This is a genomic window from Okeania sp. KiyG1, assembly GCF_014132355.1.
Lineage (GTDB): Bacteria > Cyanobacteriota > Cyanobacteriia > Cyanobacteriales > Microcoleaceae > Okeania.
The window spans coordinates 114,442-129,866 of the sequence record NZ_BLZO01000091.1; the positions used below are offsets into that span (position 1 = coordinate 114,442).

Annotated in this window: 7 protein-coding genes; 3 read left to right on the forward strand and 4 right to left on the reverse strand. The window is 35.7% G+C overall.

Translation table 11 applies throughout. The features are described 5' to 3' along the window. Positions 1-405: 405 nt before the first annotated feature. From SAGCYANO_RS21225 to SAGCYANO_RS47875, 4 genes are all read right to left on the reverse strand, one after another. Positions 406-3,195 (reverse strand): DEAD/DEAH box helicase, encoded by a 2,790-nt coding sequence (locus SAGCYANO_RS21225; protein ID WP_237396464.1) that lies wholly within the window; start codon positions 3,193-3,195, stop codon positions 406-408. Positions 3,196-3,451: 256 nt separating this feature from the next. Beyond that, positions 3,452-8,512, reverse strand: coding sequence for an AAA family ATPase (locus SAGCYANO_RS21230; RefSeq protein ID WP_202221878.1), 5,061 nt, complete (start codon positions 8,510-8,512; stop codon positions 3,452-3,454). A gap of 167 nt (positions 8,513-8,679) precedes the next feature. Next, on the reverse strand, positions 8,680-8,853 hold the full coding sequence (locus SAGCYANO_RS21235) for a hypothetical protein (RefSeq protein WP_202221879.1): 174 nt from the start codon (positions 8,851-8,853) through the stop codon (positions 8,680-8,682). A 323-nt stretch (positions 8,854-9,176) separates the two neighbouring features. Then, positions 9,177-9,299: a hypothetical protein gene (locus SAGCYANO_RS47875; RefSeq protein ID WP_255502638.1), complete on the reverse strand. Its 123-nt coding sequence runs from the start codon at positions 9,297-9,299 to the stop codon at positions 9,177-9,179. Positions 9,300-10,257: 958 nt separating this feature from the next. On the opposite strand from SAGCYANO_RS47875, the gene SAGCYANO_RS21240 reads away from it, so the two are divergent. From SAGCYANO_RS21240 to SAGCYANO_RS21250, 3 genes are all read left to right on the forward strand, one after another. Further along, positions 10,258-11,478 (forward strand): serine/threonine-protein kinase, encoded by a 1,221-nt coding sequence (locus tag SAGCYANO_RS21240; RefSeq protein WP_202221880.1) that lies wholly within the window; start codon positions 10,258-10,260, stop codon positions 11,476-11,478. Further along, the gene (locus SAGCYANO_RS21245; protein ID WP_237396466.1) at positions 11,472-13,079 is read left to right on the forward strand and encodes an AAA-like domain-containing protein; all 1,608 of its coding nucleotides are present in this window, start codon (positions 11,472-11,474) and stop codon (positions 13,077-13,079) included. Before SAGCYANO_RS21240 ends, SAGCYANO_RS21245 begins: the two co-directional genes overlap by 7 nt. Before the next feature lie 670 nt (positions 13,080-13,749). Further along, positions 13,750-14,730, forward strand: a complete 981-nt coding sequence (locus SAGCYANO_RS21250) for a pentapeptide repeat-containing protein (RefSeq protein ID WP_202221881.1) — start codon at positions 13,750-13,752, stop codon at positions 14,728-14,730. Positions 14,731-15,425 lie beyond the last annotated feature (695 nt).

Genomic DNA, 15,425 nt, shown 5'->3' on the forward strand with positions numbered 1-15,425 from the left:
AATGTAATGGTAAGTAGCTGAAGGTAAAATTGAAAAACTTATGTTTTGCGTTGATACTTAATCTAAAAATCATTACCATTCAGCAACGCCGGAAATATTATTTCTTTTTTTTCCCTTGTAGAGCGACAGCTCGCGGCGCAGCCAAGGGTCAGCAGAGTAAGCTGAATTATTTAATTAATAATTATTAATTATTAATTATTCGGTAAATTGAAGAGGGAACACTGGAAACTGAACAGAAATTTGGGATATTTCTTCAACATTGAGAGGAGAACATTCCCACTCCCCCACTCCCCCACTCCCTGTACGGACGTTGCATGCAACGTCCCTACTGACCTATCCGTGTATCCGTGCCATAATCCGTGTGAGCCACTCCCCCACTCCCCCAATCCCTTGTCACCCAGTGAACTACCCAGGTTTAAACCACTCATAACAAATTAACTGAATATCTTCTGCTTTTATCATTTCCAGAGGATTTGATTTTTCTTCTTCTTCAAGTTGATAATAAAGGTCTGAATCAACAAAAAGTTCATCTAAGTCAGAGACTAACCTATTTAAGTCATAACTATCAACATATTTCTGCCAAATAGGCTTAATCTCTCGTTCAATATTGCGCAGGTTTTCTGTGGTAATTACTTGCAAAATCCGCTTTTTAACTGTTTGAGATTCTAAGTCTAATACATCAGTATTTTGTTGTGTCAAAACATAGTGAATTTTCTTCAATAATGTACTTAATTTAGGCTTCAACTTACTGTTAGTTTGCTGCCGTTTAAAATCTTTAAGTAAATTATCCACTGCCTTTTCCAAAACTTCAAAAATAGCATCATCAAATGGTACTGGTTTCATTTGGTCTGGGTGGGGAAAATCTTCAGCTTTACATTTGAGCAAATTAAAGATTTTTCGCTTCTCACTAATCCGATGTTCCAATTTAGTAGAAATAGTTCCATTTATCCTCGGATAAAAATGCCAAAAATGTTGTTCTACAGTACGAAAAGCTAGAAATATTCCATCTAATTCTTGAGGAATATCCGTGCGAGTGCTGTGAATACCCAAAGGAATTTCTTCCACAGCTTCTGCCCCTACTTGTTGCAAAAACTCCACCAAAGGAAATCTCATTTCGTCTAGAGAAATCAAATCTGCTGCTAACTCTAATTCTTCTAAAATAGCAGCTTTTTCTGCCTCTGTTTCTGCTTGCTTAAGTCGTCGCAATTCCTCTAAAGATTTATCAGAAATAACTTCTCCTAAAACACTACCGTCTAACCCCACCGTTTCATCAATATCTGCAATTCGTTTCTGTAATCTTTCAACTAATCCTAATAAATCTTCTAAACCTTCTTCTGGGAAACAATTATAAATAAATAATTCTTGATAATTAGTACCTAAACGGTCAATCCTTCCGGCTCTTTGAATCATCCGCACTGGGTTCCAATGCAGGTCGTAATTAATTAAAACTCCAGCATCCTGTAAATTTTGTCCTTCTGATAAGACATCGGTACAAATAAGAATGTCAATTTCTTGTTTTTTAAATTCTGCTATTTCCTCCTCATTTTCACAATTAGATAGAGGTGCAAATTTCTTGACTTTTTCTTGTCGCTGTTGACTTTTTGTATCCCCTGTCAATAAATCAATATTTATAGTTCGATTTACCTGCATTGAATTTAACCATTGCTCATCTTTTAATAATTCAGCGTATAAATATTTCGCCGTATCTTTAAAATAGCTAAAAACTAGAAATTTTTGTCCTACTAACTGAGTTTGAAGCAGTTCCTTGAATGCTTGTAACTTGCGGTCATAATCTCTAGCGCTCTCAACTACTTTTTTAATCTGTTGGAGGATATTTTTGAGAGTTTTTAAGTCTGAATTAATGTCAGTTTTTAACTCATCAATACGATATTGTTTGGGGTCAACTTCGTTTAAAGATGAAATAATTTCATCAACTGTGATATTTTCCGTTTCATCTGTTTCTACTGTCAAGATTTTGCGGAATTTTTTGCTTTCTAACAATTTACCTTTTTCCAGATATTCAGAAAATCTCTGTTGAAATTTACTTTGGTAATTGAGACTATTTTCAAAAGCAATTAATGAACTTTCCAATCTTTTTAAATATAGGGTTTTCATCAGAGCAACTAAGGCTTGATTCCGCTTGACTCTAGCTTGGTCTTGTTGGTCTTTCCTTTTCTTAAATGCCCGGATATTATAAGGTGCTAAATGTAGTTGGTCAATTTGATTAGCAATACCTGCATAAAGTCCTTTAAAACTGTCTTCAAAGTTATAAGTGAAATTTTCTAACTGGCGTTTGGGAAAATTAATTTCTTTTCCTCCTATTTCAATTTTTTCTCCAGCTTCCTGACGCTTAATTACATCTCGACGACTCCGACGTACCATTGTTTCTAACAACAATTCAGTAATATCTAAACGACCTTTATCTACAAGTTGAAAATAACTTTTCAGGTTAGGAATGCCCCAATCACGATAATAATTTTCACTGTTGCGGGTTAATAATAGCATCTGATGATAGAGGTCATAAATACTATTATTGATAGGAGTTGCTGTTAATAATACTACTCGTTTATTCCGCTTACCACTGCCGATTAATTTTTGGAGAGTGCCATAGCGATTTGTATTAGAATTGTGGAAATTATGAGATTCATCTACTACTATAATGTCGTGTTTTGTGTAGCGACGAACATTAAAATCTTGGCGACTAATTTCTTCTTGAGAAACAACATCCGCTTTAATCCCAAATTCATCTAATTTCTTACGCCATACTAAATCTCGTAGTTGAGCAGGACAAATAACTATGGCGCGGGGAACATAACCAAGACGTTTATCTTTGGCCAGATAATGTTCCAGCAGTCGCAAAGCGATGTAAGTTTTGCCCAGACCTACAGAGTCTGCCACCATTACTGCTTGATGACGTTCTAATAATTTGACCGCTCGTTCATATCCTTCCTGTTGGAAACTTGCTAAGTCCAGAGCTGTGCGATCGCCTCCTTCTCCAATAGTATCTTCTTTAAAGAATTCATACAAAGTCTTGACAAATATCTGATAAGGTGTATATGGTTTGCTACCAAATTTTGACCGTTCTAGGGTGTCGATAAGTTTGGCTTTGTAGTCTCGGTCAACACTGGGATGATTCCAAAATGTATCGAACCAGTTTTGGCGGAGGTCGCGAGCGATCGCCTGTTGTTTATTCAAAACATTTAGCTCTGTATTACCGCCTAAACCGGATTTTGATTTATCTATTGGACAATAGTTACAGCAGTTTCCGCGCGTTATTGTTGTACATATGCGGAACAAGTGCGGCAGCTATATCGCTACCTTCATGCAACAAAGCCATCTATAAATATCAATCAGGACTTACGCAATTTCTTAAACAACACGCTATTCTTAGGGGGCGAATGCCATTCGCCCCTACAGATGGTGTATATTTTCTTATGTTGCGTAAGTCCTGTTAATTTTCTATTGCCTGCAAGATACGTCCCACCACGGGGTCAACTCGCCAGTAGTTTTTACAATCATTTTTACTACCGACTGGGGTAGCAAGACTGAGTAAATCTGCCCACTGGAGAGTTTGATTAACAATTTCAGGGGAAATGTCCTCAACAAGAACAATTAAATCCTCAACCGATGCTTCATTTTCCCAATTAGCTAAAGCTTTTAATACCTGTTGTCGTTGAGGTTGGGAATCATCAAATCCCATTAATAGATATACTTCCCTGACAAATTCAGGAGTTTGTAACTGCTGTTCCAAATTATTTAAAGCCTCTTCCCATTGACTAGGTTCAGAATTAGTTAGTTGATAGAATTGTTGCAGCAGAAATGACCAATTTCCGGTGACATTAGTAATCTTTTCCCTGATTGTAGGTTCGCTGTCAAAGTGACAATCATCTAACCAATGTCGCAATGCTGCATCGCTCCAAGGTTTAAGAGTAAAAGTTGTAAGTTCTCTTTCTTTCAAGTTATAGCTAATCGACTGCCATGCTTGTACAAAATTGCCCATAAAAACAATCTTGGCAAATGAAGTCTTGGCTTTCAATCTCTTAACTTTCTCCCTAGCTTCATCAATCCATTTTTCATCCCAAGGACAAGTCGGTGAGACAACAAACAATGATGTGCCATTTTTTTCTCGTTGCTTAAGGTCATGCAAGCGGACGCTAAACTCATCAAAAGAGGAAAGACTATCTAGACAAATTAAGAATTTATCACCAACTGCCGCCTTAAGAAATTCTGACAAATCCTCTAGTCCCGCAGCAGAGCAACCAAAGACAAGGGCAACATCATTTGTTTGACTCTCAAGAGTGGATTTCTGTTGATCTGTTAGTGGACTGCGCCGGAAATCATCTTCGTTCAGAGCAGATCGAAAAGTAGCAGGTTCATATTCAAGGGGAATCTCGCGGTCTTCTCTGAGGAGTTCTGCCTCAATCTCTTGTTGGCTTCCCATCAGTAAAGTTACATTAGGACTTCTCAAAGTGAAATAGCCTTCACTAACAACTCGCAAAACTCCCAGTCCAACCATTTCTTCTAATAAAGCACGAATATCATCTAAAGATGAGCTTCTTTGGAACCCTTTTGGCCACCAATCCAGTGCTTGTTCCTGAATCCAAGATACTCCGAAGCCATCCGTAATACCTCTTTTTGACTCCAAAGCTCCATAAGCAATAGCGTAGGCAATAACCTCATACCGTCTATCCAGCCTTAGTGTCAACTTAAAGCGATCGCGAATTGCTTGTCGCAGTTTTTGATTTTCATAAGCTTCTTTAACACGCTCGGAAGCAATTGCATAGGGAGGGCTAGTTTTGGGATCGAAACTTTTAAAATCAGGGTTATTAATATGTTCGAGCAACTGTTTACAGTAGAGTTGAATCAAACTGGGATAATAATTAGTCTGGGAGAGAATGCGAAAAATCAAATCTGGGGACTCAAAGCGATAGCCAAGATTTGCTAACGGACGCTCAATTAAAGCCGTTGCTGCCCGCATTTCACCATTATTCAATAATGGACCGATACAAATAGGCTGTCCAAAGTGAGCTAATGGATGATTAGATTGTCTAGTCGTGCGCTGGACGTTATGCAGTCCTGCAAATACAACTTTAAAACGTCTTTCTGTCTCCAGCATTAACTTCCTCAACCGATCACAACGTGGAAAATCTTCTTTGGCATCTCCTTCCAGGAAATTATCTGCTTCATCTAACAGCAGTAAGATTCGCCGTTGGTTATTCTTATTTAACCAGCTTTTAACTAAGTTTCTGAAATCCTCTTCAGATTTAGCATCTTGAGAATTTGTAACCTTTAGCTTCTCCAGTTCTACTCCCATAATGTCCCAAATATCATCCAGAGGTTGCTTGCGACCGACTTCTTTAATATCTATAAACTGGGCTTTCCAGTCGCGATTCTTATCATTAAAGTCACGCTCAACGTAGCGCAGCAGAACAGTTTTGCCTAACTGGCGACCGCCATAAATCAAACAAGACCCCATTTTGTCCTGAATAGATTCTCGTTCTCGCTCGCGTCCATAAAACATCTCAGGTGGAACTAACCCTGCTTCTGTGCTATAGGGTTCTATGAAAGTAAATGGTAAGGTACATTCAAACAATATTGGTAGGCGATCGCCTAGTATCGTACACAGATATAGCATTAATATATCATCAATGACTATAAATTGACGATATCGCTCCCGACATAAATCTGCTAACTTCCGTCGTGCTTGTTTTGAACCGATTCTGCCAAAGTAAAATACCAGGACTGGGTTGGTTTGAGAGTTTGACTCAACAGCATTGAGTAAGTTTTCCAAATTAGGTCTATCCCACACACAGAAAATATGGTATTTCCCTTTAGTTTGTGAGCCATAGACTGGAACAGGACAGCGATTTTTATCTTGCAGTAGTTCAGTTGTGACATCAAACGAAATATATTCTTCTCTTTCTCCAGCATTTCTCATCTGAGCTATTACAGAGTGAAAACCGAGAAATATCAAAATTTGACTGACATCTGTTGCTGTGAGTCTTCGCTTTTTCCCTCCTACCGAAAACCACATTTCAAGTATTTCGCCTGCTCCTTTAGCGTTCTTTCCCTGTAGCATTCTCATAGACTTAATAATAGTTTTACCTTTTCTAATGTCCTCAATCAGTTGATCCTTTTTATTTTTAGAAGCATAAGTGGGGACTAAGATATCTTCAATGTCAGTATATTTTTGGTCAAAAAAATCAAGGAAATAATCTCTTTTGTTTTCAGGAACGAGAATTGGTCGTCCCTGTTTCACCATGTCTATATACTCATTAGCAGTTAAGATATCTCCCTTCTCCAAGACAGTGTTAATTCTGTCAAAATCAGGATGATTACTTTCTATTCCTTGTTCTTTTAGTTCATTGCGCATTCGATCGACTTCTTCATATTGTTTATTACTAATTGCCTGCTCTATACTATGAAGTTGCTGAATTTTTGCAGAAAAACGCAGAACTGTTTCTATCTCATTTGCGACCGCTTCAATTTGACTTGCATAATCAAGTCGCTCTGTTTCTCTGAGTAAACCAAAAGCTACTGCTTCTTCAACTGTATTGCTCGTTTTTTTGATTTTATCTAGCAAGTAGGTGCAACAGTCATTGATGGCATGATTTCGCTTCAGTTCTAGTTGCTCAATATTAATTGATTCCGAACTGCGTTCCCGAAGATACTCAATAATTCTTTTTGTCGCTTCGTGGTCTCGTTGCTGGCAACGCTCTTCAAATGCTTGTGACCAAGTTTTATCCCCATTAGCAACCGTTTGGATAATGCCATTGATTATTTCTTCTTGGTTAGAAACATCTGGTTCCCACTGTTCGTTCATTGGTAGAGATGAAATTTTTAACAGTGGAGCGTGGATGATATGTTCTGGGTTCCCCTTGACTCTGGGTAAGGGTTCGTCTGGGTCGAATAAAGCACGGATATCTTCGATCGCTTTTCGGCAGCAAGAGATACCAGCTAAAACAAATAATGGAGGCTTTTCCTTTTCGTAGTCGTTAAGTTCGGCGATCGCCTTATCCTGAACGCCAGAAATTTTTTGTCCTAACTGCTCTGCTTGCTGCTGAATATTGTAGTTCTTTTCGTTAGCTTCTAGTTCTTCTTGTTGTAATTCGACCCACTCTTTTGCTAAATCTAAGGCTTCATCAGTGAACTTGCAAAGGCGATCGATCATCTTTTCTGGAATAGGTTTGCCTCGTCGTGCAGTACGAACTTGACTTTCTGTACGTCGTGCTTCTTCTTTGATTTTTGATTTATCTAAAAGCTTGTTAACTTGCCTTTCTACAGTTGCCGATGCACTGCTATCCTTAGTTCTAATTGGATTTAGCAAACAATAGACTAACCCATCAGTTTTTAGCCAATGTTCCCAAACTATTCTCGCCACTCCATGCTTCATATCATAAGTTGTTTGTGCTAGAGACCACCAATGCTCAACCTTTTGATATAACTGCTCTAAAGATTTTTGTCGTTCTGCTGGAGATGTGGCTTTTTTCAGCATTTTCGGTGCTAATGGTAAATGTTGTTTTCCATATTCAGAAATGACTTGGCAATATTTGTAAAGTTGATTGAGTTGAGCAACACCAAAAGGCAGTCGCTGAAGAATATTATAAGCACCTGTATCGGGTGCTAGTAATGCAGGAGGTAGTGATGCCGCAGCTAATATCAACATAACTGCATAGTTGTTTTCATTTTTTCCAGAGATTTCGGTCTCGGTATAGTTAGCTAAATCATCTTTAAGACGATAGGCAATTTTACTATCACTTGATTGCAAGTGCTGACTTAAGGCTAATGCTCGAATTAACCAGGATGGCAGATTTTCTTCTAGATTAGGATATTGCTGCTCCACAGCATAAACCAAATTATAAGCAAAGCTGAGTTGCTGTTCGCGGATTAATTGCCAAATTAAATCCTGCAAAGCTATAGGGTATTCTTTCTTGATATCATTTTTGATGAATTTAGCGATCGCTTGTGCAGTATTTTCTGACGAGTAGTTGTAAATAGCTGGTTCGGCTTCTTTTTCCTCTACTATTTCTGGGCTTGGTAATGGTGTTATTATCTCTACTAGAGTTTCCTCTTCTCTTGATGGTACTGCTTCTTGAGGAGAATTTATATTGACAAAATTCTCATTTTCTGATAGATATTCAACATTTTGTTTTTGCTGTTCTTTGGAATCTTCTATTGGAGTTGGAGCGATCGCCTCTTTTGTTAATTCTGTAAGTTTTCCTGTAAATGCGGCTGTAGCCAAGTCTTCACCAAACCACTTGGCCACAGCAAACAATCGATTCATATGCTCCGGTTCGTCTGTACCTGAAATTAGCTTCAACAGTTCCGAAAAAGGATGTATTTTATCAGTCAAAGTTTGAGTTTCTATATCTACTTCACCTTCCAAAACTTGTTGTTTAAGTTCTTGGGCTTTTTTCTGACACTCTAGTAAAGGCTGAAAATTATTATTATCTTGATGAGACAGTCTTAAAACATCTTCCAAAACTGTTAATGCTTTCTGTCTAATTTCCATTCTGAGCTTCTGTTTTTCTTTTGCTTTCTCAACAGTTTCCAGTAAAGATTTAAGTTGAGAAATAGAGACAATCTCATCCGGTGGTTGTTGAGGCGGTACGCTGAAAGATTCAGCTACTTTAAGCAGTTTATTTCGGAACTCAAAAAAGCTCTTTGTAAAGATTCAAATTATTTTTGTAAATCAGTTAAATTATTATTTGACATAGTTTGATTATTTCCTAGAAAATTACTTTTTTCTTGTTCATTATATATCTGGTTTATTTTTCCAGCATTGAATAGATTTTCATTGTTGTTAACTCGAACATTAATTGATGAAGTGAGGCAGTCTTGATTTTTATTCAAAGGTTTTTATTGTGAAATATCTCTGTTCATCAATTGATAATGGATAATGAATAATGGATAATTACCTCTGGTTAAAACCGCTCTTGATTGAATATAAGGAAATCAGATTTCTTCTCTTGGTCGATTAGATATGGCGAGGAGACCTCGCCATCTCTCGACCGCTTTTTTCTCCTTAAAAGGAGAGGCTTTAAACCGAATTGATTAATTATCAATTATCAATTGTCAATTATCCATTGTAATTAAATCTCCTTTTGAGTTGATTTTTTCAATGCGTAAGTCCTAAATTGAAAATTAACCTAATAAGGAAGAAGTCTAAAACTTCCTTATATATTGACAATTTGGAATGCCATGCCTAAGTATTTGGCAAACTGAAAATTAGATAGTCCTAAATGTTGTCTGAGAGTTGTGATGAGAAATGGAATATCTACTGAAGTAGTTAGAATCATGGGAGTTATTACAAAAGTCTAGTATAATCCTAGCCGATCTAACTTTTGATAGACAATAGTAATATTACGGTTGTTAATTATTTTAAAATATTTTTGTCATCAATTAAACTTCAAGGACTACTTGAAATTTGGATTAATTGAGTAACATTATTTTTGTTCATATTCCCATCAATTTATACCGCAATAATATGCGATAAATTAACACTTATTTTTTATATATACATAATATAATTTTACATACAATATTTCAGTATCATGAAGCAATTACAAGTAAACTATATTTCATAAGATACCTTTGGCAAAACTGAATGTTCAATAAATTACTATCCAAAAATAATCAATTTATCTGACTTTTAATTTTTTACTGAATAATTAATAATTCAATAATTCAATAATTCAATAATTCAGGTTTAAAGCCTCCCCTTTCAAGGGGAAAAAAGCGGTCGTAGCGCAGCTTCCCGTAGGGTGGGATGGCGTTTTGCTCCCCAACATATAAAGCGGAGCGGCTCTGATAAGAGCGGGTTTCCTCGCCATATCCAATAGACCAAGAGAATAAATTTTTTCCTTTTATTCAATCCTATCCGTTTTAGGGAGAGGTAATTATCAATTATCCATTATCAATTATCAATTATTGAATATCTTGCCTAATATTTCTTGCACCTTGTCTATATTAGGGGAGCTTAGTTTAACAACCTAGTGTGTTAACAATTTTAATTTTTGACTTACTCCTACAAAAAATCTAATCTCTCTTTGAGCTGGTGATAAGATAGTAATATCATGTCCGTTTTATAGTGTGATAAAAAACTTTCTTCTTCTCTTCCTTCTTTTTTTCTCCTGTACGTCGCCCTAATGACGGCTCCCCTACCTTACTCCTCCGTCGTTATTTATAAGTATTCAACCGGACATGATATAACTGGCTAAGTCATTTAATAAATTCAACTCAAAATCACAAATAAAAATGTCTGAAAATAATTCTTTAATTGGTCAAACTCTCAGACAACATTACAAAATTGTAGAACAATTAGGTTGTGGAGGCGGGTTTGGAGAAACTTATATTGCTGAAGATATAGATATACCAGAAAATCCTAAACCTCAGCGTGTTGTTAAACGACTAAAACCGACTATTAAGTATCAACAAGTCCAAAGATTATTCGAGCAAGAAGGTCAAATTCTCAACCGACTTAGTAGATACGATAAAATTCCTACTTTGTATGCTTATTTTGAGCATAATCAAGAATTTTATCTAGTTCAAGAACTAATAATAGGTCATGATTTAACCACAGAAATGAGTCAGCCTTGGAGTGAAGCTAAGGTGCTAAATTTTTTGTCAGAAATTTTAGAAGTTTTAGCTTTTGTACATCAAAATGGGGTAATTCATCGAGATATTAAACCAGGGAATATTATGCGACGAGACCGCGACCAAAAATTAATGTTAATTGACTTTGGTGCGGTTAAAGAAGTAAGTAATATTGTAGTTAATTCTCAGGGAAAATCTAGTAGTACAATTGCAGTAGGTACTCCTGGTTATATGCCTGTGGAACAAGCACAAGGAAGACCACAATTTGCTAGTGATATTTATGCTGTTGGTATTACTGCAATTCAAGCTTTGACAGGAGTTACACCCAGGAATTTTATCCAAGATGAATTAGGTGAAATAGACTTGCAAAAATTAGCTCCTAATATTAGTGAAAAGCTGGCTAATTTTTTAACAAAAATGGTTATGGTTAATTGGAGACAGCGTTACTCGGATGCTGCTGTTGCTTTACGAGGATTACAGGGTAATATTGAACCGATTTCTGGAATATTAAATTGGATTTTATTAAAGATAACTATTGGTTTGATTTGTCAGTATAAAAATTGCGATTTTAGTATTTTTCAAAACTGTCTACAATTATTTGTAGACCGCCTTCAGCAAAATAGCAATTCTGTGAATTATGAGTTTTACAAAACTGTCAGTATGTCGCTATTAAAGGCACAGGAAAAAATTGCTATTGAATATAGAAATCAGATTGGTGGTTCTTTTCCGACAATAGTTCAATATTCACCATTTCATTCTGAGCAAAAACGAGAAAATTTGGGTTGGGTGAATCGTAAAATATCTCAGTTGAGAAGTGAATTAAAAAAATCAATCAAACAGAATATATTAGAAGTTTTCCAGAAGATATTAGTTGTTTGTTAATTCCTTTGCCTCCTGTAGATGAAATTAAGAATTTATGCCAAAGTTTTATTCGGGTTTTACTCCAGGGAGATGAACCAGATGGATATTTAGAAAAGCTGCAAAGAGATGTGGGAGGGTTATTAAATTTAGTAGCTGTTAATTTTATGCAACAAATGCGTCAGAATCAATTAGTAGAAGAAATTTTTGAATGTGACTTTTTAGAGGTCATTAATCAACAACTATCAGAGGATAAATTGACTCTAGAAGATTTAGAGAAGTCTCTCCAAAAAGTTAGATTAGAATTAACTGAATTAAGCATTCAGCAGGAAAAATCAAAAACAGCGATTATTTCACAACCTCTTAATTTTGATGTTACACAACCAGGTAATTCACAAATTGAAGAAGGAAGAAGGAAGAAGGAAGAAGGAAGAAGGAAAAAGTGGATGGGGACTCAAACCCCAATCAATTTCCAACACAATGAAAAGGAGCTATTTGAAGAAGGAAGAAGGAAGAAGGAAGAAGGAAGAAGGAAGAAGGAAGAAGAAGGGGGGAAGAAGAAGTGGATGGGGACTCAAACCCCAATCAATTTCCAACACAATGAAAAGGAGCTATTACTGGATACTCCCTCTGGTCAAGTAGCACTTTATTCTCCCTTTTATATAGAGCGATCGCCCATAGAGTCAGAGTGTTATGAAACTATTATGAATCCGGGAGCTTTGATTAGAGTTAAAGCACCTCGACAGATGGGAAAAACTTCTTTAATGAGTAGAATTTTGAATTATGCTGAACAGCAAGGATATTGTAAAGCTTGTTTAAATTTTCAGTCAGCAGATGAGGACTTTTTGACTAATCTTGATTTATTTTTAAAGTGGTTTTGTGCCAGTATTACTAATGAACTGAATCTAGAAGAAAAATTATCGGAATATTGGCAAGGAGTATTAGGAAGTAAAAATAAATGTACAAATTATTTTCAAAGATATCTACTTTCAGAAATTTCTACTCCTTTAGTTTTAGGGTTAGATGAAGTAGACCAAGTTTTTCAACACCCAGAAATTGCTACTTCCTTTTTTGCTTTGCTCAGGACTTGGCATGAACGTGGTAAAAATGAAGTAGTTTGGCAAAAATTAAGGTTAGTAATTGTACATTCAAAAGAAGTTTATATTCCTCTAAATATTAATCAGTCACCTTTTAATGTCGGTTTGCCCATAGAGTTACGAGAACTCAACTGGGAAGAAGTAGAAAATTTAGTAAAATTACATCATTTAGAATTGTCTTCAGAACAGATAAAAGAATTAATGGCAATGGTAGGAGGACATCCTTATTTAGTACGTCAAGCTCTCTATCAAATTGCTCGGGGAAGAATAACATTAGAAAAGCTATTACAGGTTGCTCCGACAGAAGAAGGCCCCTATTGTGACCACCTACGTCGCCACTTAAATAATCTGGAAGAAAATCCAGAGTTATTAACAGCAATTAAACAAATTATTACTATAGATTACCCTATACCTATAGGCACAAAAGAAGGATTCAAATTACGCAGTATGGGATTAGTAAAGTTTCAAGGTAATTTAGTCATGCCTCTATGTGAATTGTATCGGAGATATTTTAGTTATCGACTGTGAAGCAATTTCAGTTATAGCGCTACGCGCTAGGGAATAGGGAATAGGGAATAGGCAACAGGTAAGAAGGTTTGCTGGACTTTTTACTATTAGTAAATAACCAATTCTTGTTTAAAATCTCATTTGAAAACGCTATATCAGTCAAAGTATCAAAATCCTAAATTTACATCTATGAATTTGTTTAAAAATATTATATTTTCACCATTTTATCCTGTAGCCAGTCTATAAACAATGTATTAAAGAAGCAGTCAGCGGTCAGCAGTCAGCAATCAGCAGACTTTTTTGAGAAGCCCTCTTTTGTGGAGTATTCCCTTAGGAAAGAAGATTTCAACTCCTCCTTTTTTGTGATTTTTTTCGATCTAATTGGTATAAGAAAATGTTTATAAATCATTAGACATCTCCATAAAAGAGGGAGTAGGGAGTAGCCGGAAATAATTAATGTATATAGTACGGGAATTAATTTTATTTTTTATTATTGGAGATTCTATTATTATCTTAGCTCTTGACAATGTACTATCTAAATAAGATATTATGTAAACATTTCCTACGGAATGCTCCGCTAATAGCTAAATGCTTACGAGATTATTGTTTATATAACTAAAATACCATAATTAAAAGTGCATCAAATGTGTTTATTTGCTCCTAATAAAACCCTAGTTATCATCCTGTAAATATGCTTTCAATTAACAAATATTTATCCTCGCTAAACAATCAGCGAAAATTCGCAAGATTACTCAGAAGTATACTGAGATTTATCTATAGTTTATTAGAAATTGCTACTATTTTACTCACCGTTATTTTGTTGATTTTAGGGATTATTTATATTGAAAATACCATAGAACAAAAAACAGAGTGGGGTAAAGCTTTTCTAGAATCCCTTGAAGACTCAGAAATTCTAGGAACTATTGAAAATATTAGCGTTGTCACAGCATTAGTGATTTACGTTAGGTGGGGAAAAAAGAAATCCCATTATCAAGCTTGGCAGGTCATTGACTCTGCCCAAGGATTACAAATTAGCTATGCTAGAATCAAAGCGCTAGAAGAACTTGTAAAAGGAGGTGTTTGTTTAAAAGGTTTATCTTTACCTAAAACCAATTTAGACCAAGTTAATTTAGTAGATGTAGATTTTAAAGAAGCAAATCTTCAAGGGGCAAAACTTTTAGAAGCCAACCTTCAAGGAGGTAAATTTGAATTAACTCAATTACAAGGAGCTTTTCTGTGGGGAGCAAATCTTCAAGATACTTTCTTTCTCTTAACTCAACTTCAAAAAGCAAATCTTTGTTCAGCAAATCTAAAAAATGCCGATCTTGAGGGAGTTAATCTCTTAGAAGCAAATTTACAAAAAGCGAATTTGGAGGGAGCTTATATACTAGGAAATCTTCAAGGTGTTGACTTACAAGAAGCAAATTTAAAAGGTGCAAATTTGCAAGGTTGTTATCTGAAAAATGCTAATTTTCAAAGTGCAAATTTGAAAGGAGTAAACTTACAAGAAGCGAATTTACAAGGAGCAAATTTTCAAGATGCTAATCTACAAGATACCAACCTACAAAAAGTAAAAGGACTGAATCCATTACAGATTAAATCTGCTAATAACTGGCAACAAGCTAAATATTCTAAAGAATTTTATTCTCAGCTAAATTTACCAGAGAAATGAAGGAAGAAGGAAGAAGGAAGAAGGAAGAAGGAAGAAGGAAGAAGGCAGAAGGAAGAAGGCAGAAAGAAGAAGGAAGAAGGCAGAAGGGTAAATTGCTTAATTCCCTTTCCTAGGGAATGCTGCACAAAGAGCATAAGTACCTTTTGACCTCTGCCTTTGAGGTAATAATTATTAATTATTAATTATTAATTATTAATTGTTGAACTGTTCCCTAAAATCTACAATATCTCATAACTCAAATAAGATTGCTAAATAATATGAACAAAAGTCACATTCGGCTCAACAAAACCACAAAGGAAGAAGGAAGAAGGAAGAAGGAAGAAGGAAGAAGGAAGAAGGAAGAAGGAAGAAGGAAGAAGGCAGAAGGGTAAATTGCTTAATTCCCTTTCCTAGGGAATGCTGCACAAAGAGCATAAGTACCTTTTGACCTCTGCCTTTGAGGTAATAATTATTAATTATTAATTATTAATTATTAATTATTAATTGTTGAACTGTTCCCTAAAATCTACAATATCTCATAAGTCAAATAAGATTGCTAAATAATATGAACAAAAGTCACATTCGGCTCAACAAAACCACAAAGGAAGAAGGAAGAAGGAAGAAGGAAGAAGGAAGAAGGCAGAAGGGTAAATTGCTTAATTCCCTTTCCTAGGGAATGCTGCACAAAGAGCATAAGTACCTTTTGACCTCTGCCT